Consider the following 18,704-nt stretch of genomic DNA (forward strand, 5'->3'; position numbering starts at 1 on the left):
GGACAGTGTCCAGCCGATAATAACAAAAACGCAGCCGGGGCGGCTGCGTTATCCGAGACGCTGTCAGAGGTTGGCGTCAATAAAGGCGGCCAGCTGAGACTTGGACAGGGCGCCGACCTTGGTCGCTTCAACGTTACCACCCTTGAACAGCATCAGGGTCGGGATGCCGCGGATGCCGAACTTCGGCGGGGTTTCGTTGTTTTCGTCGATGTTCAATTTGCAGACCTTCAACTTGCCGTCATATTCCTTGGCAATTTCTTCCAGTACCGGGGCGATCATTTTGCAAGGTCCGCACCACTCGGCCCAGTAGTCTACCAGTACAGCGCCATCTGCCTTGAGCACATCTTCTTCAAAGGAGGCGTCCGTTACGTTGACGATATTTTCACTCATGGATAGATTCTCCAGTGCACCTGGTGCGTTAGAAACGATGGAATCGATGATAACACCTGTTACAGATTCCCGCCATATTCCCACCCTTTCCACCCGCCATGCGGGTGACTGTCATTAAAATGGGGTAGCGCGCAGGACCACATAACCGGTATTTTTAAGCGCTAGTACGCGTTTGATACAGAGGATATTGTTTAATGCACGCTCAGGATCCATCGCAGGCCCCGACTCCCGAACCTTCTTTGCTGGCCGCCATCGACCTGGGGTCGAACAGTTTTCACATTATCGTATCCCAGCTGTTTGCCGGTGAGCTGAAACCGCTGGATGTGTTGTCGGAGAAGGTGCAGCTGGCGGCGGGGCTGGATGCCGACGACTGTTTGACCGAAGACGCCATGGCACGTGGTCTCGAGTGCCTGGGCCGGTTCGGGCAACGCATCAGCGAGCTGCCTCGCCAGTCCATCCGGATCGTCGGGACCAACGCCTTGCGCCAGGCGCGCAACAGCGATGAATTTATCCGCCGGGTTCAGGCATTGCTCGGTATCCCCGTGGAGGTCATTGCCGGGCGCGAAGAAGCACGACTGATCTATCTCGGCGTCGCCCATACCCTGGCCGACGACAGTGGACGCCGCCTGGTCGTGGATATTGGCGGCGGCAGTACCGAATGCATTATCGGCGAACGTTTTGAGCCACGCGTGCGCGAAAGCCTGCACATGGGCTGTGTCAGTTACACCGACCAGTTCTTCGCCGATGGACACATTACCGAAACGGCCATGCGGGCGGCACGCACCGCCGCCATGCAGGAACTGCTGTCGATCCGGCGCGACTACCGCCGTCTCGGCTGGAGCAGCAGCGTCGGTGCATCCGGCACCGTCAAGGCTACCCTGCAGGCCTGTATTTCATTGGGCTTCAGCCACGAGCAGATCACGCGTCAGGCACTGGACCAGCTCTGCCGCTATCTGGTCGAGTGCAAAAATGTGGAACAACTCCATATTGACGGCATCAAGCCGGAACGCTGTTCGGTACTGCCGGCCGGCGTCGCCATCCTGAGCGCCATTTTCGAGTCTCTCGGTGTTGAACAGATGAGTTTTTCCGAAGGTGCCCTGCGTGAAGGCGTTCTCTACGACATGGCTGGACGCCTGCGCCACGAAGACGTGCGCGAGCGCACCATTCACGCACTCACCCGGCGTTACCTGCTGGACCGTAAACAGGCCACGCGAATCGAAGCAACCGCCCTGATCGCTCTGGCTCAGGTCAAGGATGACTGGGACCTGGAGGCCGGCAGCTATCACGATATGCTGAGCTGGGCCGCCCGCTGCCACGAAATAGGACTGGCGGTCTCACACAGCCAGTTTCACAAACACAGCGCCTACCTGTTACAGCACTCGGACCTGCCCGGATTTACCCGACTGGAGCAGCAACTGCTGGCCTTTCTGGTACGCGGTCATCGCCGCAAGTTCCCCAAGGAAGAGTACCGCCAGCTTCCCGACGAACTGCGTCATCCCTATCGTTACCTCTGTCTGCTGTTGCGCCTGTCGGTGATCATGCATCGCAGCCGCAGCAAGGCGCGTCTGCCCGCCTTTACTCTGCGCGTGGATGGGACGAGAATCGATCTGACTTTCCCGCCCGGCTGGCTCGACCATCATCCGTTGACCCGCGCCGACCTTGAACAGGAGGCTGCCTACCTGCGCAGTATTGATTTCAAATTAAAAGCCAACTGATATTCAAACAGCTGCTGCACGCCGGCAGGGAAATTGCCGGCGACAGCTACAACGTGATTCTGACCCTGTTCAAAATCATGATCCCCGCGATTCTGATTGTCAGGGTTCTGACCGAACTGGGTGCAACCGAACAACTGGCCCGCTTGCTTGGTCCCCTCATGGGCGGGCTGGGACTGCCTCCCGAAGCAGGCCTGATCTGGGCCACCACGCTGCTCACCAATATCTATACCGGCATCGTGATCTTTTTTTCTACCGCCGGAACCGACAGCTGGAGCCTGGCCCAAGTCACCGTACTGGGTACGCTGATGCTCAGCGCTCACAACCTGCCGGTCGAGATCCGGGTGGCTCAAAAGGCCGGCTGCCGTGTTCTGCCACAACTGGCACTACGCCTCGGCGGCGGCCTGCTGCTCGGCTTCATTCTGCATCACAGCTATCGTATGAGCGATACCCTGCAGGACACGGCACGCACGCCCTGGACACCTGACCCGGTGGGCAACGGCTGGCTGGACTGGGGCTGGAGCCAACTGCAAACACTGTTCTGGACCGCTCTGGTCATCGTCCTGCTGATCACCGCCCTGCGTATTCTGCGTCTGCTTGGCATTGAACGCCTGCTGGAATGGCTGTTGCGCCCCCTGCTGAAACTGATCGGCATAGCTCCCAATGCCCTCTCCATCACCCTGATCGGCATGACACTGGGCCTTGCCTACGGCGGCGGCCTGCTGATTCGCGAGGCGGAAAAGGGGGATATCGACCCGGCCGATATCTTCTGCGCCATCAGCCTGCTCGGGCTGTGCCACAGCCTGATCGAAGATACTCTGCTGGTTCTGCTGCTGGGAGCCGACCTGTCCGGCATTCTCTGGGCACGTCTGGCTTTCGCACTGGTCATGATTGCACTGTGCAGTCGACTGCTGCCGCGCTTCCGGCGTCAGTACTGGCTGGTCCGGTCGGTTAAACAGCCCGCCTCCACTTCCTGAGCCGCGCACAAACAAAAACGCCCTGCAATCGCAGGGCGTTTATCCGGTTTGCTTTCAGGTCAGACTCAGGCTTTGGGGCCTGCCGTCACGATCTCTTCGGACACACCGGCAAATTTGGTGAAGTTGCTGACAAACTGCTGTGCCAGATCACTTGCAGCAGCGTCATACGCAGCCGGGTCGGCCCAGGTATCACGCGGATTCAACAGCTTGCTGTCCACACCCGGTACCGCTGTCGGTACGGCAAGGTTGATGCCGTCCAGCTGCACGGTCTCGCAATCTTTCAGCGCGCCACTCTGGATGGCACTGATGATGGCACGGGTCGTCGGGATGCTGAAGCGCTCGCCGGTACCGTAAGAACCGCCGGTCCAACCGGTGTTCACCAGGTAAACGCGAGAGCCGTATTCTTCGATGCGCTTCATCAGCAGTTCGGCGTACACGTGTGCTGCGCGCGGGAAGAAAGGCGCACCGAAGCAGGTAGAGAAGGTTGACTTGATACCGCCACCGGAACCCATTTCGGTAGAACCGACCAGCGCAGTGTAACCGGACAGGAAGTGGTACGCGGCCGCTTCCTTGGTCAGTACGGATACCGGCGGCAGTACACCGGTCAGGTCGCAGGTCAGGAAAACGATGGCATCCGGCTCGTCACCCATGTTGGTGGCGGAACGCTTCTCGACATGATCCAGCGGATAGGCGCAACGACCGTTTTCAGTCAGGCTGGTATCGTTGTAGTCCGCCTTGCGGCCCGCATCCAGAGTAACGTTTTCCACAATGGCGCCGAAACGGATGGCGTCCCAGATGATCGGTTCGTTCTTTTTGCTCAGGTTGATGGTCTTGGCATAGCAACCACCTTCCAGGTTGAATACCACGCCCTTGCCCCAGCCGTGCTCGTCGTCACCGATCAGGTAACGTTCAGGGTCAGCGGACAGGGTGGTCTTGCCGGTACCGGACAGGCCGAAGAACAGAGTGGTAGAGCCGTCTTCGCCGATATTGGCCGAACAATGCATCGGCAGGACGTCTTTTTCCGGCAGCAGGAAGTTCTGCACGGAGAACATGGCCTTCTTCATTTCACCGGCATAGCGCATGCCGGCAATCAGGACCTTGCGCTTGGCAAAGTTCAGGATCACACAGCCATCGGAGTTGGTGCCGTCGCGCTCGGGCTCACACTGAAAACCGGCCGCATTGATGATCTGCCACTCTTCCTTGCCCTTCGGGTTGTACTCGTGAGGGCGGATAAACAGGTTCAAACCAAAGAGGTTCTGCCAGGCTGTTTCGGTGGTCATTTTCACCGGCAGATAGTGATTGTGGTCCGAACCCACGTGAACGTCGGCAACAAAGTGCTCTTTGTCGGCCAGATATTCTTCCACTCGACCCCAGAGGGCGTCGAACTTGTCAGCATCAAAGGGGCGGTTGATGTTGCCCCAATCGATGGCGTCAGCCGTGCTGGGCTCTTCAACGATGAAACGATCCATCGGCGAGCGGCCAGTACGCTGTCCGGTGGTGACAACCAGTGCACCGGTGTCAGCCAGGACACCTTCATTACGCTGAATCGCACGCTCCACCAGCTGAGCCGGGGTCAGATTCACGTGTACGCTATTGACGGTTTCTTTGGTCATTACTGGATTCCCTTGGCACTCTGCCAAACTATTACCTGAAAGCAAAAAGGCTGCTGCGTTCCGGTTAACGCAGTTCGAATCGTTATTTTTGGGGCGCTATTATTGCACAAAATGTACGCTGATGGGACTGCATTGAATCATTCTCATTTGGCATTCATGCGTCCGAGCGCCACCTGTCGGTTCAGTGCATCCGCCCATCCTCATCCAGATAGCCCGGCTCGCTGAACAATGCGCGAATGTCGGTTTCATCAAAATGGTATTGCTGATTGCAGAACTGACACCCGACATCGATGCTGCCATTCTGCTGTGTCAGCATATCCAGCAGTTCCTGCTCCGTCATGAATTTCAGCGCTTCGGCACTGCGTTCACGCGAGCAGTCACACTTGAACGTCAGCGCCTGAGGTTCATACAAACGACAGGTTTCTTCGTGGAACAGACGATACAGCAAAGACTCGTTATCCAGCTCCAGCAGTTCGTGGTCACGCAGTGTCGCCGCCAGCATGCTGATACGGTTCCAGTCTTCCTCGCCGGTGCCTTCCGCCGGCAACACCTGCAGCATCAACCCCGCCGCCCGCTGTCCGTCGGCTGCCAGTTGAATCGACGTACCCAACTGCTCGGACTGCTCGAAGTAGGCCTGCAGGCACCGGGCCAAAGTGTCGTGTTCCAACGGCACCACACCCTGATAACGCTGACCGTTTTCGGGCTCGATGGTCAACGCAATGCGCCCATTGACCAGCAGTTCGTTAAAGGCCAGGTCGGCAACTTCACCGTCATAGCGGGCAATGGCACGCAAGTCCCGGTGATGGTTACACTCGGCCATCAGCAGTTTGACGGCACCCTCGCCCTGCGCCTGCAACAGCAGTCGCCCTTCAAACTTCAGTGTCGAACTGAGCATGCTGACCGCCGCCAGCATTTCGCCCAGCAGGCGCTGTAGAACGTCCGGATAATCGTGACGGGCCAGCACCTCCTGATAGCTGTTTTCAAGGCCCGCGACCACACCACGGACATCAATCTGGTCAAAAAGAATACGCTGAATCTGATCAGGGTTGCTCATCAAACGGTTCCCGAGGTTTTCTGGCCTGACCAGGTGAGTCAGTCAGACGGTGTTGCTAGAATAGATAAACCCTAATTCTAGCCGAATGAGTCCGAAATGATCACCCCAGACCCCGTGTTTTCCACCCGCTGGCGTCCCGCCCTGCTGATCGGCATGCATCTGGCCGCCGCCCTCCTGCTGTTCAGCTTCATTAATGAAAACGGTCGGGCCCTCTGGCGCAGCCTCGACACTCAGGTGTTCTATGCCTTGAACGGCTCACTGTTTGCCAGCGATATCTGGAGCCATTTCTGGGCCTGGATGAACACGCGTGAAGTGGATGCCCTGTCGGCGCTGCTCATGCTGGCCTTCCTGATTTTTCCGGGACTGGGACTCAAGCGCAATCAGCTACAGGCCGGCTTCACCGGTTTTTTGCTGCTGATGCTGTTGATGCTGCCCATGCGTGAAGTGCTGTCCGATTACTCCGAAGCCAATGGTCTGAGCGGCCCCAGCCCGTCGCTTCAGTTGGAACCCGCCTTCCGCTTCAGCAGTGAACTGCCCGAGATTCCGGCCAAGGACAGCGCCTCGACCAGTTTTCCCGGCGACCATGCCAGTGTGCTGCTGGTCTGGCTCGGCTTCCTGCTGTTCAACGCTCGCAACGTCGGTACACTGGTGGCAGCGGCACTGGCCCTGTTCCTGATGCTGCCACGCCTGTTTGGCGGTGCGCACTGGTTTACCGATGCGGCGGTCGGCGGCCTCAGCCTGGCGCTGGTCACCCTGGCCTGGGCCTACGCCTCGCCGCTGCCCCAACTGCTGAACCGGGGTCTGCTGCGCCTGCTGGGACCACTCTACCGTCTGGCCGGCCGCATTCCACTGCTGGGCCGTCTGCCCTTCTTCAGCGGGTAAAGCAGGACCGGACGTTCAATCCCAGCTGCCCTTGATTCTGAGCAGTTCGCGTCGGCTCTTTTTATCGGGACGATGGTCCGGCGCGCTGCCCTGCACCTTGCGGGCCTGTGCCCGCGCCTCTCGCGCCTGAATGCTGTCTTCGGTTTCACGGTACAGCCGTTGTGCGTCCTCGGCACCGCGCCGCTGATCCGACAGCGCCAGCACCTCAACCGTCTTTTCTTCATAGCCCTGCCGCAGCTGAATCAGCGCGCCGACTTCAACCGCCTTGCTACATTTGCTCCGCTGGCCGTCGTAGTGCACCTTGCCGCCTTCGATCATCTGCTTGGCCAATGCCCGGGTCTTGTAGAAACGGGCCGCCCACAGCCATTTGTCCAGCCGCACGGAAGTCCCGCTCTGTCGGCGCTTGTCCTGCTCCATCTGTGCCTTGTGATGGTGGCTCATAATGCGTCAATAACCTCGCTGAAATCGTCGGTGGCGTCATAACGATCAATCCGGCGGGCCGGTTGCGTCAGGTCCGGCCGGGTAATCGACAGCAGATGGGCAATGCCGTATTGGTCGGCGGAATCCAGCACCGCCAGACTGTCATCCACCAGCAGGGTGCGCTGCGGATTAAAGGGTTCGACTTCGTGCAATGCCTGCCAGAACGACTGGGATTCTTTCGGGTAGCCGAAATCATGGGAACAGATCACCACATCCACCAGCGTATCCAGCGCCGTGACTTCAACTTTCAGGGCCAGGCTGTCAGGGTGCGCATTGGTCGCAATTACCGTACGGCGCCCACTGGCTTTCAGGGCCGCCAGGAAGGCCTGCGCCCCCGGTCGAAATCCGATCCGATCCATAATCTCACGCTTGAGCCGGGCCACCGGCAGATTCAGCTGTTCGGTCCAGTAGTCCAGACAGTACCAGCTCAGAGCGCCCTGCTCCTGCCGTATGCGCTCATGCAGCCAGTGCCGTGCCTGTTCCAGCTCCACCCCATGTCGGGCGGCATAGCGTGCAGGCAGCAGCTCCAGCCAAAAGTGGGAATCGAAGTGCAGATCGAGAAGGGTTCCGTCCATATCGAGGAGAACGGTGTCTATGGCTTGCCAATCAAGCATAATCAGGGAACACTCAGACAGCTAATAACAGTTTGCGGATATTCAGTATGACTGCCAAACCCGAGATTTTGAAGTTAACCCAAGTCACCAACAGCCGGTTGTTTCATATCGAGGCCATGGATCTGCGCTTCAGCAACGGGGTTGAACGCCGTTATGAGCGACTGCGCACCGGCGGTCTGGGCGCGGTCATGATCGTTGCCATTAATGAACAGGACGAGGTCCTGCTGATCCGCGAATATGCCGCCGGGCTCGAGGATTACGTGCTGACCCTGCCCAAAGGCCTGATCGACCCCGGCGAGGATATGATGACGGCCGCCAATCGGGAACTGCAGGAAGAGGCCGGTTTTGCCGCCCGCCAACTGTCCCATGTCCGTCAACTGACGGCTGCGCCCAACTATATGGGACACCGTCTGGAAGTCATTCTGGCCCGTGATCTCTATCCCAGCAAACTGGAAGGTGACGAACCGGAACCGCTGGAAGTCATTCCCTGGCCCATGTCGCGCCTGCCCGAACTGTTCACGCAGGCGGCGTTTTCGGAAGGACGAGCCATTGCCGCGCTCTGTCTGGTCCAGCAACTGCAGACCCGCGTCGAGCCTCCCCTTGTATCTCGGGAAACCGCCTCCATCTAATACCGGGCAGAGGGCAAGGATCGGGAAGCCGCTGCCCGGATTACCGCACAAACTGTGTCATGATAATGCCGATCATCAGTGCTATTATCGAGACACGATGGAGGCGAACCTCCACAGACAACAACTAGTTTCTGCTGAACCTGTCATATAGGGGATTACTATGAGCTTCGAACTGCCGGCACTGCCGTATGCCATTGATGCACTGGAACCGCACATCTCTCAGGAGACCCTGGAATACCACCACGGCAAACACCACAACACCTACGTTGTAAAGCTGAACGGTCTGGTACCGGGCACCGAGTTTGAAGGCAAGTCTCTGGAAGAGATCATCAAGACTGCTCCGGCAGGCGGCGTTTTCAACAACGCGGCCCAGGTGTGGAACCACACCTTCTACTGGAACTGTCTGTCTCCGAACGGTGGCGGTGCGGCAACAGGCGCTATCGCTGATGCCATCGCGGCCAAATGGGGTTCTTTCGAAAAATTCCAGGAAGAGTTCAACGACAAGGCAGTGAACAACTTCGGCTCCAGCTGGACCTGGCTGGTGAAGAACGCCGACGGTTCACTGGAAATCGTCAACACCAGCAACGCCGGTACGCCGATGACGGCTGACCAGACCGCACTGCTGACTGTCGACCTGTGGGAACACGCCTACTACATCGACTACCGTAACGTGCGTCCCGAGTACCTGAGCCACTTCTGGGCACTGGTCAACTGGGACTTCGTCAACGAAAACTTCGCTGGCTAAGCTCTGTTGCTGTAATAAGAAAAGGCGCCGCAAGGCGCCTTTCTTGTTTTCAGGCCATCAACCAAGCAGGATGGCTGATAAAGCGCAGCAACAATGGCTGAACACCATCGTCAGGAGGCGCCAGCCTGCAGCAGCGGGTACAGGTGCGGCCATACCGTCTGCAGCAGAATGGGCTGAGCCGCTGCGGTTGGATGCAGCCCGTCCGCCTGCATGAACTGGGGCTTGAGCGCTACCCGTTCCAGCAGAAACGGCACCAGCGATACCTGGTATTCCCGCGCCAGGTCTGGATAAATGGAATAGAACCTTTCCGTGTATTGAGGTCCATAATTGGGTGGGATCCGGATCCCGATCAACATCACCTCGGCACCCGATGCCTGGCTCAGCTCGACCATGCCGCGCAGGTTTTGCTCCATAACCCGCAGCGGCGTGCCCCGCAGCCCGTCATTGGCACCCAGTTCGAGGAGCACCAGATCAGGACGGTAGTCGGCCAGCAAGCGCGGCAAGCGCTGCAGACCGCCACTGCTGGTTTCGCCGCTGATGCTGGCGTTGATCACCCGCTCGGCCAGCTTGCGCTGTTTCAGTTCCTGCTCAAGCAGGCTGACCCAGCCATCTTCGGCCGGCAACCCGTACGCTGCCGACAGGCTGTCACCCAGCACAAGCAGGGTTCGAGCCTGCAGCGGAGATGCCCAAACAACCAATACCAACAAAAGAGAGATCAGGGATCGCATGTCATACCTCAACCGTGAAAAGCCGATTATTGAGGCTCAAGATGTCGCAAAAAGTTTCCGGACACAAGCCGGTCATGTCGATCTCTTTCGTCATCTGAACCTGAGCATCCTGCCGGGCGAGAGTCTGGCGATTATCGGCCGCTCCGGTGCCGGCAAATCGACCCTGCTCAGTCTGCTGGCGGGATTGGACTCTCCCGGCCAGGGACGTATCCTGTTTGCCGGCCAGCCCTTGGACGAACTGGACGACAATGCCCGCGCAGCCCTGCGCCTGGAACAGATCAGTTTCATCTTCCAATCATTTCATCTGCTGCCGGAACTGAACGCTCTGGACAACGTGCGCCTGCCGCTGGAAATACAGGGGCGTAGCGACGCCGATGATCAGGCTCGCCACTGGCTGGAGCAAGTCGGGCTGGGAGCACGTTTTGACCACTATCCCGCTCAACTCTCGGGTGGCGAGCAGCAGCGCGTTGCCATTGCTCGTGCGTTTGCCACCCAGCCCAAAGTGCTGTTCGCGGATGAACCGACCGGCAACCTTGATGACGACACCGGCCACCACATCATCGATCAGCTGTTCCACCTGAATGCCAGTGCCGGTACAACACTGATTCTGATCACCCACGACATCGACCTGGCGAACCGCTGCCAGCGTCGCCTGCATCTGCACAACGGCCAACTGGAGGAAAGCCGATCATGAATCTGTTGCCCCGCCTGGCCGGTCGCCAGCTGCTGACCCAGTTACGCACAACCGAATGGCGCGCCCTGCTGCTGGCCAGCTGGGTCGCCATCGCACTCACGACCCTGTTGTCCGTATTGGGTGATCGACTCGAACAAGGGCTGCTGCGCGACAGTGCCGCCCTGCTCGGTGCCGATCTGGTCTTGAGCAGCAGCCGCCCCCTGACGGCTGAGCGTCTACAGGGTCTGCCACTGGCATCCATTCAGCACACCTCGGTCATCCAGTTTCCCAGTATGGTGGGGCAAGGCGACGACCTGATGCTGGTCTCGGTACGGGCACTGCAGGCTCCCTACCCTCTGCGTGGCGAGCTGGTCACCGAGCCCCCAGGAAACGGGGTACCCGCACCGGGTGAGGTCTGGGTCGAACCCAGAGTGATGACACAGCTACAGCTGCAATCGGGCGCACAGCTGGACTTCGGCTACCAGCCTCTCAAGGTCACGCGCGAACTGCTGGCCTCCCCCGACCGGGGCTCAGGCTTTCGCAGTTTCAGCCCGCACATTCTGATCAATGCTGCCGACCTGGAGGCCAGCGGAGTTCTGGCACCCGGAAGCCGGGCCAATTACCGCCTGTTGTTTGCCGGTCCGCCCGACGCCATTCTCGCCCTCGACAACGCGCTGCGTCCGACACTGGACAGTCATGAGCGCCTGCACGCCCTGAGCACCGATCAGCCCCTGACCGGCAACGTACTGGGCAACGCACTGAACTACCTCAAGCTCAGCGCCCTGATCGCACTGCTGCTGTCCGCCATGACCATTGCCCTGTCATTGCGCCGCTTCACCCTCAGCCAGCATACCCGCAGCGCCCTGCTACTCAATCTGGGCCTGAAGCCAGGCCAGCTGATACGTGTCTACCTGTATCAGCTCCTCTTCGCCTGGGCTCTGACCGCCGCTCTGGGTGTCCTGACCGGCTACCTGCTGGAGCTGGCCGTTTACCAGTGGCTGGCCGAACTGCTGCCACAGGCCCTGCCTTCGGCACGCGGACTCCTCTGGTTCAGCGGTGCAGGACTGGGGCTGGCACTGCTGGTGTTGCTGGGCCTCCCCCCCATTCTGCAACTGGCCCGGATTCCGGTCGCCCATCTGCTGCGTGGCGACACACCGCCGCGCGACCGAACCGCCTTGCTGTTGCAGGGCATTTCGCTGCTGTTGCTGGCCGCCACGCTACTCGCATTTCTGGAGGCACCCTTGGCCGCACTGGGACTGCTACTCTTTTTGCTGCTGGGTGGCGCCCTGTTCGGCTGGCTCGCCCAGACGGGCCTGTCCCTGTTGGCCCAGCCCCTGGCGCGCAGGCTGCTGCTGGGACGATTGTTACTGATGCGTCTGCGTCAGCAACGCCAGTGGCATCGTCTACAGGCGGCCGTCGTCGTCATGCTGTTAACCCTGCTCAGTGTCACCTGGGTCAGCCGCGCCGATCTGATGCAGCAGTGGCAGGCACAGTTTCCAGCCGACACCCCCAACTATTTTCTGATCAATATCCAGCCCTGGCAAAAGGCTGGAGTCGACAGTTTTTTCGCCGAGCGCCAACTGAACACCGAGCTCTATCCCATGATTCGCGGACGTCTGACCCGACTGAACGACGCACCGATCAAGCCGCAACTGACCACCGCTCAACAGAATCACAATACCCTCAGGCGCGAACTCAACCTGAGCTGGCGCGCAGAGCAGCCGGCTCATAACCCACTGGTCGCCGGCGACTGGTGGCAATCCGGTGATACCGGCGCCATTTCCATCGAACAGGACATGGCCGACGAACTGGGTCTGAAACTGGGTGACCGGTTGGGGTTCGATGTCGGCGGTACTCAGGTGGAAGGCGAAATCCGCAATATCCGTTCGGTCGTCTGGACCTCCTTCCGACCCAACTTTTACATCATCTTCAACCCGGAAGCGCTGCAAAACGCACCCTCGACCTGGATCACCAGCTTTCATCTGGCCCCAGAAGAACGCGCCACCAGCCGTGAATTGCTGGAGCAGTTTCCGTCCCTGACGCTGATCGACATTGACCAACTGCTGACCCAACTGGCAGGGTGGCTGCAGCACCTGGGCGATAGTTCGGCCCTGATTCTGAGCCTGAGCCTGATCTGCGGCCTGCTGCTGCTGAGCGTCACCCTGTTGCAGGCGCTGGAGCAACGCCGTTTCGAAAGTGCCCTTTTGCAGACACTGGGCGTCACCGCCAGACAGGCACAACAGCTTGATCTGCTTGAATTTTTACTGCTGGGATTCGTCTGCGGACTGCTGGCCAGTGCGGGAGCCGAAGGCATTCTGGCCATGCTGCATCAATGGCTACTGCAGATGGAACCCCGTCTGCACCTGCAGCTATGGGGCAGCTTGCCGCTGCTGGCCGCACTGATGTTTGTGCTGATCGGCAGCCTGATTCGCCGCCCGCTGCCACTGTCGCAATGCTACCGCCTGCTGCGCTCGGGCTAAGCCCGCGGCGGCATTGTCATTAAACCTTACAAAAACAATGCCAATACCTGGCTATAAAAGCGCCAGCGTATTGGCTATAATCGGCTGTCTTGATACTGATCAACAAATAAACAGTTATGTGAGGTTAGACAATGGCACATCATGACGAAAACTTCCGTGATCCCGCCGGTTTCGGTTGGTTTTTCATCAACATTTTGGCAATGCTGTGGGTCACCATGCCGGTGAGCATCGCACTGACCAAAATCGTGCAATGGTAAGCCTCTACCATTAAGGTGGCAGCAATGGGCACTCTCAAGATTGGTGAACTTGCCCGCCACTCGGGCCTCAGCGTCGAGACACTACGCTACTACGAACGCCGGGGCCTGATCCCTCCGCCCGACCGCCTGCCTTCCGGCTACCGCGTTTTCCCCCACAGCACATTGAAACGTCTGGCCTTTATCAAGCGCTGCAAAAGTCTGGGCTTTACGCTGGACGAGACGCTGGAACTGATGCAACTGCAGCTCCACCCGGAACAGGAATCCGTTGCGGTCAAACAGCGGGTGGATGAGCGCATCAACGAGATCGAACAGAGAATCAACGACCTGCAGCGTATTCAGCAGGCCCTGAGGGGACTGTCGGCACTCTGTGATGGCAAGGGCGCTACTGCCGACTGCCCAATCCTCGCCTTTCTTGAACGGGAAGAGCCTGCCGACACATCCGCCGCGACTCCCCCGGAACCGCTCTAGACCTCAGGCCGAACGGATGGTTTGTACCCCTTCCTGCGTACCCATCAGAATAATATCCGCACCACGACGGGCAAACAGACCATTGGTGACAACTCCGACGATGTTGTTGATCTGCACTTCCAGTGCCTTGGGATCAAGAATGTCCAGATCATGCAGGTCCAGAATCACGTTGCCGTTATCGGTGACCACCCCGTCACGGTACACCGGCTGGCCACCCAGCGCTGCCAGCTGACGACCTACATGTGAACGCGCCATCGGGATCACCTCCACCGGCAGCGGGAAGGTGCCCAGCAGGTCCACCTGTTTGGACTGATCAACGATGCAAACAAACTCTCTGGCAACCGCAGCCACGATCTTTTCACGGGTCAACGCACCGCCGCCGCCCTTGATCAGGTTCAGATGACGATCAAATTCATCGGCCCCGTCAATATAGAACTCCATCTCGCTGACCGCATTCAGGTCGAAGACTTCAATACCATGTCCGCGCAGACGCTCGGCCGTGGCATCCGAACTGGCCACCGCCCCGGCAAAATCGTTCTTGATCGTCGCCAGCGCATCGATAAAACAGTTCGCGGTCGAGCCGGTTCCCACGCCGATGATGCTGTCATCTTTCAGGCGCCCCTTGATATGGTCGACGGCTGCCTGCGCGACCGCCTGTTTCATCTCGTCTTGTGTCATGGTTGTATCCATTGCTGATTCAAACTGAACATCAATTATACGCAACCCGCCGTTGCCCTTGTAGACGCTGAACGGTAGAGCCGATACCATTTGGCCATACTTTGCTCACCTGGGCCCTGCTCAAAGCACGCCCTACCGGGATACAGATACCTGCCTTATGCCACATCGATATATCAAGAAAATACTCGAAGCGCGGGTCTATGACGCCGCCATCGAAACGCCACTGGACGAAGCCCGTGGCCTGTCCGAACGCCTGGGCAACCGGGTCCTGCTCAAGCGCGAAGATGAACAGCCCGTTTATTCATTCAAGCTGCGCGGTGCCTACAACCGAATGGCGCAACTGACCGACGAGGAAAAGGCCCGCGGTGTGATTACCGCCTCGGCCGGCAACCATGCTCAAGGGGTCGCGATGGCCGCACGCCTGCTGGGCGTGAAATCCACAATCGTGATGCCCAAAACCACTCCCGATGTAAAGGTCAACAACGTCAAACGCCTGGGCGGCAAGGCCGTGCTGATCGGCGATGCTTTCGATGATGCCCGCAGGCACTCCGAAAAGCTGATGGACGAAAAAGGGCTGGTCTACATCCACCCCTATGACGACCCGGATGTTATTGCCGGACAGGGTACCATTGCCATGGAGATCCTGCGGCAGGAAAGCGGCCCCATTGATGCCATTTTTGTTCCGGTCGGCGGCGGCGGTCTGATCGCCGGTGTGGCCGCTTACGTCAAATACCTGCGCCCGGAAACGCGCATTATTGCTGTTGAGTCCGCCGAATCGGCCTGCCTGGCTCTGGCGATGGAAAAGGGCCACCGGGCCGTGCTGGATCAAGTCGGTATCTTTGCCGACGGCGTTGCCGTGGCTCAGATCGGCGAGAATACCTGGGAGATCTGCAAGGACCATGTCGACGAGGTGATCACGGTCTCAACTGACGAGATCTGTGCCGCCATCAAGGATATTTTCGATGATACCCGCTCAGTAACCGAACCCGCTGGCGCACTGGCGGTGGCCGGTCTGAAGAAATACGTGGCTCGCGAGGGCGCACGCGACGAGACGCTGATCGCCATCGATTCCGGTGCCAACGTCAACTTCGACCGTCTGCGTCATATTGCCGAACGCTCCGAGCTGGGCGAACAGCGCGAAGCCATCATTGCCGCCCGCATCCCGGAACGCCCCGGCAGCTTCAAGACCTTCTGCAAGGTCCTGGGCAAACGCAACATTACCGAATTCAATTACCGTTACAGCCATGACGAACAGGCGATCGTCTTTGCCGGCGTTCAGATTCGTCCCAACAACGACGGTCGTGAGGAACTGCTCGCCGAGCTGCACGAGCACCTGGATGCCGTCGTTGACTTGACCGATGACGAAACCGCCAAGCTCCATGTGCGCTACATGGTCGGGGGACATGCACCGGCCAGCCTGGATAACGAAGTGGTCTACCGTTTTGAATTCCCTGAACGTCCAGGCGCCCTGATGAAGTTCCTCAGCAAGCTGGGCGGACGCTGGAACATTTCCATGTTCCATTACCGTAACCATGGCGCAGCCTATGGCCGTGTTCTGGTCGGCATGCAGGTCCCGCCGGCCGAACGGGATCAGGTGATCCGCTTCCTGGACGAGATCGGCTACACTTTCTACGATGAAACCGATAACCCGGCATACAAGCTGTTCCTCGGTTAAACCGGTCCTGCCCTCTCTGCTCCGGCAGAGGGGGTAGCCTGTTGGCATGGCGTTTCCGGCGAGTAAGCAAAATCGGCACGGGTAAAGGCCTGCCAGGTAAACAGAGCCAGAGACACCAGCCCCCAGCTCAACCCCAGCACGACCCCCGCATCGACAATGCCCCGCCAGGGTTGCTCCAGCAGCCGTACCAGCAGTATCAGCCCGACGATTCCGCCCGTCAGACAATAGGTTACGATCCGACGCCGCTTCTCGGCATGAAAGAACCCCATGCAGAAGACCGGGGCCAGTAACGCACGCAACGGAGTGACATTATGCCGAAGGTAACGAATACGAGCGGCGACACGGGGCGAGAAGTTCTGTTGAAAGCCTCGATATCCTTCCGCAAATCCCATGAATACCAGGCACACACACAGCGCCAGCCAGTGATGCCAGCCAAAGGTATCCAGCGGCATCTCCAGTGCCACGCCGCTCAGACGATAGATGGCACTGGAAAACAGCAGGCAAATGCCGATAAAGCCCCAGACTGCTGCAAATACTCCGAGCATGTCGACTCTCCGTCGGGTTAAACGAAAGGGTCGACATTATAGCGCCAACCGCGGCGCATAAAAAAACCGCCGCCCCGAGGCAGCGGTTATGCCACTGTGTTGGCACCTGATTCTGTCAGTAGCCCTTCATTTCATCGATCAGTTCCGGCAGGAACAGAGAGATCTGCGGCACATAGGTAATCAGCATCAGGAAAAACAGCAGCAGTCCCAGCCAGGGCAGGCAGGCCTTGATGACCCACACCATGTTGCGCCCGGTGATACCGGCGGTCACGAACAGGTTCAGGCCAACGGGCGGCGTCAGCATGCCGATCTCCATGTTCACCACCATGATAATGCCCAGATGGATGGGATCGATCCCCAGCTGTACCGCAATCGGGAACAGGATAGGCGCCATGATCAGCAAAATGGCTGACGGCTCCATGAAATTGCCGGCCAGCAACAGCAGGATATTGACCACTATCAGGAATCCCCAGGCCGGCAGCCCCCACTCGATAATCACTTCGGCAATCTGATGCGGGATGCGTTCGGTCGTCAGCACATGGGCGAACAGCATGGCATTGGCAATGATGAACAGCAGCATCATCGATACCTTGGACGCATCCACAAAAACCTTGCGCACTTCCGGGTGCGAGAATGAACGCGGCAACGCCAGCAGCATCTGCACGCCATTACGCAACACTGCGCCGGCCATCGGCTCATCCGCCTTGCGCCAGGCCACACCTTGCATCGGACCGATATCACGATAGCCCATCACCGCAATCACATAAGCGTAGACCGCCGCGACCGCCGCCGCCTCGGTTGGCGAAGCAATACCGCCATAAATGGACCCCAGCACGATCACGATCAACATCAGCCCACCCATGGCAATCCCCCCGGAACGGAGCAACTGGCCAAAACCGGGGAAGGGCTGCGACGGCAGCTTTTTGATCCGTGCCGCAATATAGATGGCAACCATCAGCAACAGCCCCATCATCAAACCGGGAACAAAGCCGGCCATGAACATGCGCGATGCTGATACCTCGGTCGCTGCAGCATAGACCAGCATCACGATCGACGGCGGAATCAGAATGCCGAGCGTACCCGCATTGGCAATCACACCGGCGGCAAAGGATTCCGGATAGCCCGAGCGCACCATGCCGGCAATCACGATGGTGCCGATGGCCGCAACAGTGGCAGGCGAAGAGCCGGAAACCGCGGCAAACAGCATACAGGCCATGACCGATGCCATCGCCAGTCCCCCGCGCACATGGCCGATGGCGTCAATGGCAAAATTGATCAGCCGCTTGGCAACCCCACCGGTCGACAGGAACGCCGATGACAGAATGAAGAACGGGATTGCCAGCAGCGTGTAATGTTCGGATGTGGCCTCGAACAGCTTCAGCGCCACCGACGCCAGTGAATCATTGGAAAACAGCAGAATCGTCACCATGCTGGACAGGCCCAGCGCAACGGCGATCGGCATCCCCATCAGCATGCAGCCGAAGAGAAGAATAAACAGTACGGCGATGGTCATTTGCTTTCCTCCCCGTTGGCCTTTTTCAGCTCACGGGCAATTTCCATGCTCTCTTCAGCCTCGTCGGAAAAATGAAACCCTTCCGCCTCCCCCCTGAGCACCTTCCAGCCCAGTTGTAAAAAGCGGATCAGCAACAGTCCAAAGCCGATCACCAGAATACTCATGACCGTCCACTTGGGAATGGGCACATCTTCCAGTTCAATACCGATCATTTTCATCTTCGCCAGGTACACCCAGGAGCCGTAAATGAACAGACCACAGTAGAATAGGCACAACAGGATCGCCAGCAACGTCACGCCACGCTGCAGGCCGGACGGCAACTGTTTAACAAAGACATCGACGCCGATATGAGCACCGACCTTGACGCCATAGGAAGCACCAAACAGAACAAACCAGGACGACAGCAGCAGCGTCACCTCTTGCGCCCAGTGAATTCCGGCGTTAAAGCCGAAACGGGCAATCACTTCGACGAACACCAACAGCGTCATTGCCAGCAGCAACAAGGACAGTATCGCCTCTTCGACATGAGTGATCAGATTACGTACAGACATAGCATTTCCCCAATCTCCGGCCGGTCCGCCACCGGGCGTC

At 58.7% G+C, this 18,704-nt stretch carries 20 protein-coding genes; 10 read left to right on the forward strand and 10 right to left on the reverse strand.

Features of this window, described 5'->3' with window-relative positions:
• Positions 1-63 precede the first annotated feature (63 nt).
• Positions 64-390, reverse strand: coding sequence for a thioredoxin TrxA (gene trxA / locus H1S06_RS04560; RefSeq protein WP_181737678.1), 327 nt, complete (start codon positions 388-390; stop codon positions 64-66).
• 194 nt (positions 391-584) lie between these two features.
• Between trxA and ppx the strand changes: the two genes are divergently transcribed.
• Together ppx and H1S06_RS04570 are read left to right on the forward strand one after the other, a co-directional pair.
• On the forward strand, positions 585-2,105 hold the full coding sequence (ppx, locus tag H1S06_RS04565; protein ID WP_181737680.1) for an exopolyphosphatase: 1,521 nt from the start codon (positions 585-587) through the stop codon (positions 2,103-2,105).
• A 53-nt stretch (positions 2,106-2,158) separates the two neighbouring features.
• A complete protein-coding gene (locus H1S06_RS04570) occupies positions 2,159-3,079 on the forward strand; it encodes a hypothetical protein (protein ID WP_328515311.1) in 921 nt (306 codons plus the stop codon).
• A gap of 65 nt (positions 3,080-3,144) precedes the next feature.
• Here the strand turns inward: H1S06_RS04570 and H1S06_RS04575 are convergent, their stop codons facing one another.
• Both H1S06_RS04575 and hslO read right to left on the reverse strand, forming a co-directional pair.
• Positions 3,145-4,692 (reverse strand): phosphoenolpyruvate carboxykinase, encoded by a 1,548-nt coding sequence (locus tag H1S06_RS04575; RefSeq protein WP_181737682.1) that lies wholly within the window; start codon positions 4,690-4,692, stop codon positions 3,145-3,147.
• Between the two features lie 181 nt (positions 4,693-4,873).
• Positions 4,874-5,746: an Hsp33 family molecular chaperone HslO gene (gene hslO, locus H1S06_RS04580; protein WP_181737684.1), complete on the reverse strand. Its 873-nt coding sequence runs from the start codon at positions 5,744-5,746 to the stop codon at positions 4,874-4,876.
• Between the two features lie 96 nt (positions 5,747-5,842).
• On the opposite strand from hslO, the gene H1S06_RS04585 reads away from it, so the two are divergent.
• Positions 5,843-6,628 (forward strand): phosphatase PAP2 family protein, encoded by a 786-nt coding sequence (locus H1S06_RS04585; protein ID WP_181737686.1) that lies wholly within the window; start codon positions 5,843-5,845, stop codon positions 6,626-6,628.
• 15 nt (positions 6,629-6,643) lie between these two features.
• Here H1S06_RS04585 and hslR read toward each other — a convergent pair whose 3' ends face one another.
• Together hslR and yrfG are read right to left on the reverse strand one after the other, a co-directional pair.
• Entirely contained in the window at positions 6,644-7,069 is a 426-nt protein-coding gene (gene hslR, locus H1S06_RS04590; protein WP_181737688.1) for a ribosome-associated heat shock protein Hsp15, read from the reverse strand.
• On the reverse strand, positions 7,066-7,722 hold the full coding sequence (yrfG, locus tag H1S06_RS04595) for a GMP/IMP nucleotidase (protein WP_181737690.1): 657 nt from the start codon (positions 7,720-7,722) through the stop codon (positions 7,066-7,068). The genes hslR and yrfG overlap by 4 nt, the downstream gene beginning before the upstream one ends.
• A 47-nt stretch (positions 7,723-7,769) precedes the next feature.
• On the opposite strand from yrfG, the gene nudE reads away from it, so the two are divergent.
• Both nudE and H1S06_RS04605 read left to right on the forward strand, forming a co-directional pair.
• The gene (gene nudE / locus H1S06_RS04600; protein ID WP_181737692.1) at positions 7,770-8,351 is read left to right on the forward strand and encodes an ADP compounds hydrolase NudE; all 582 of its coding nucleotides are present in this window, start codon (positions 7,770-7,772) and stop codon (positions 8,349-8,351) included.
• A 160-nt stretch (positions 8,352-8,511) separates the two neighbouring features.
• Positions 8,512-9,096 carry a Fe-Mn family superoxide dismutase gene (locus H1S06_RS04605; protein WP_181737695.1) on the forward strand — a complete coding sequence of 195 codons (585 nt, stop codon included), beginning with the start codon at positions 8,512-8,514 and terminating at the stop codon, positions 9,094-9,096.
• 110 nt (positions 9,097-9,206) lie between these two features.
• On the opposite strand, the gene H1S06_RS04610 is transcribed toward H1S06_RS04605, so the two are convergent.
• Complete coding sequence (locus H1S06_RS04610) at positions 9,207-9,824, reverse strand: arylesterase (protein ID WP_181737697.1); 618 nt, start codon at positions 9,822-9,824, stop codon at positions 9,207-9,209.
• Here H1S06_RS04610 and H1S06_RS04615 point away from each other — a divergent pair.
• The 4 genes from H1S06_RS04615 to H1S06_RS04625 all read left to right on the forward strand — a co-directional run bounded on the left by H1S06_RS04615 (position 9,823) and on the right by H1S06_RS04625 (position 13,702).
• Entirely contained in the window at positions 9,823-10,518 is a 696-nt protein-coding gene (locus H1S06_RS04615; protein WP_181737699.1) for an ABC transporter ATP-binding protein, read from the forward strand. The genes H1S06_RS04610 and H1S06_RS04615 overlap by 2 nt on opposite strands.
• A complete protein-coding gene (locus H1S06_RS04620) occupies positions 10,515-12,977 on the forward strand; it encodes an ABC transporter permease (protein ID WP_181737701.1) in 2,463 nt (820 codons plus the stop codon). The genes H1S06_RS04615 and H1S06_RS04620 overlap by 4 nt, the downstream gene beginning before the upstream one ends.
• A gap of 131 nt (positions 12,978-13,108) precedes the next feature.
• A complete protein-coding gene (locus tag H1S06_RS15520; protein ID WP_255482901.1) occupies positions 13,109-13,234 on the forward strand; it encodes a hypothetical protein in 126 nt (41 codons plus the stop codon).
• 24 nt (positions 13,235-13,258) lie between these two features.
• Entirely contained in the window at positions 13,259-13,702 is a 444-nt protein-coding gene (locus H1S06_RS04625) for a heavy metal-responsive transcriptional regulator (RefSeq protein WP_181737703.1), read from the forward strand.
• A gap of 3 nt (positions 13,703-13,705) precedes the next feature.
• Here H1S06_RS04625 and rpiA read toward each other — a convergent pair whose 3' ends face one another.
• Positions 13,706-14,380 carry a ribose-5-phosphate isomerase RpiA gene (gene rpiA / locus H1S06_RS04630; protein WP_181737705.1) on the reverse strand — a complete coding sequence of 225 codons (675 nt, stop codon included), beginning with the start codon at positions 14,378-14,380 and terminating at the stop codon, positions 13,706-13,708.
• Positions 14,381-14,537: 157 nt separating this feature from the next.
• Between rpiA and ilvA the strand changes: the two genes are divergently transcribed.
• Positions 14,538-16,055, forward strand: coding sequence for a threonine ammonia-lyase, biosynthetic (gene ilvA / locus H1S06_RS04635; RefSeq protein ID WP_181737707.1), 1,518 nt, complete (start codon positions 14,538-14,540; stop codon positions 16,053-16,055).
• Here the strand turns inward: ilvA and H1S06_RS04640 are convergent.
• From H1S06_RS04640 to H1S06_RS04650, 3 genes are all read right to left on the reverse strand, one after another.
• Complete coding sequence (locus H1S06_RS04640; protein ID WP_181737709.1) at positions 16,052-16,600, reverse strand: hypothetical protein; 549 nt, start codon at positions 16,598-16,600, stop codon at positions 16,052-16,054. The two genes, ilvA and H1S06_RS04640, sit on opposite strands and share 4 nt — an antisense overlap.
• A gap of 115 nt (positions 16,601-16,715) precedes the next feature.
• Positions 16,716-18,113, reverse strand: coding sequence for a TRAP transporter large permease (locus tag H1S06_RS04645; protein ID WP_181737711.1), 1,398 nt, complete (start codon positions 18,111-18,113; stop codon positions 16,716-16,718).
• Positions 18,110-18,664, reverse strand: a complete 555-nt coding sequence (locus tag H1S06_RS04650) for a TRAP transporter small permease (RefSeq protein ID WP_181737713.1) — start codon at positions 18,662-18,664, stop codon at positions 18,110-18,112. Before H1S06_RS04650 ends, H1S06_RS04645 begins: the two co-directional genes overlap by 4 nt.
• Positions 18,665-18,704 lie beyond the last annotated feature (40 nt).

It is taken from the genome of Marinobacterium marinum, assembly GCF_013868415.1.
Taxonomy (GTDB): domain Bacteria; phylum Pseudomonadota; class Gammaproteobacteria; order Pseudomonadales; family Balneatricaceae; genus Marinobacterium; species Marinobacterium marinum.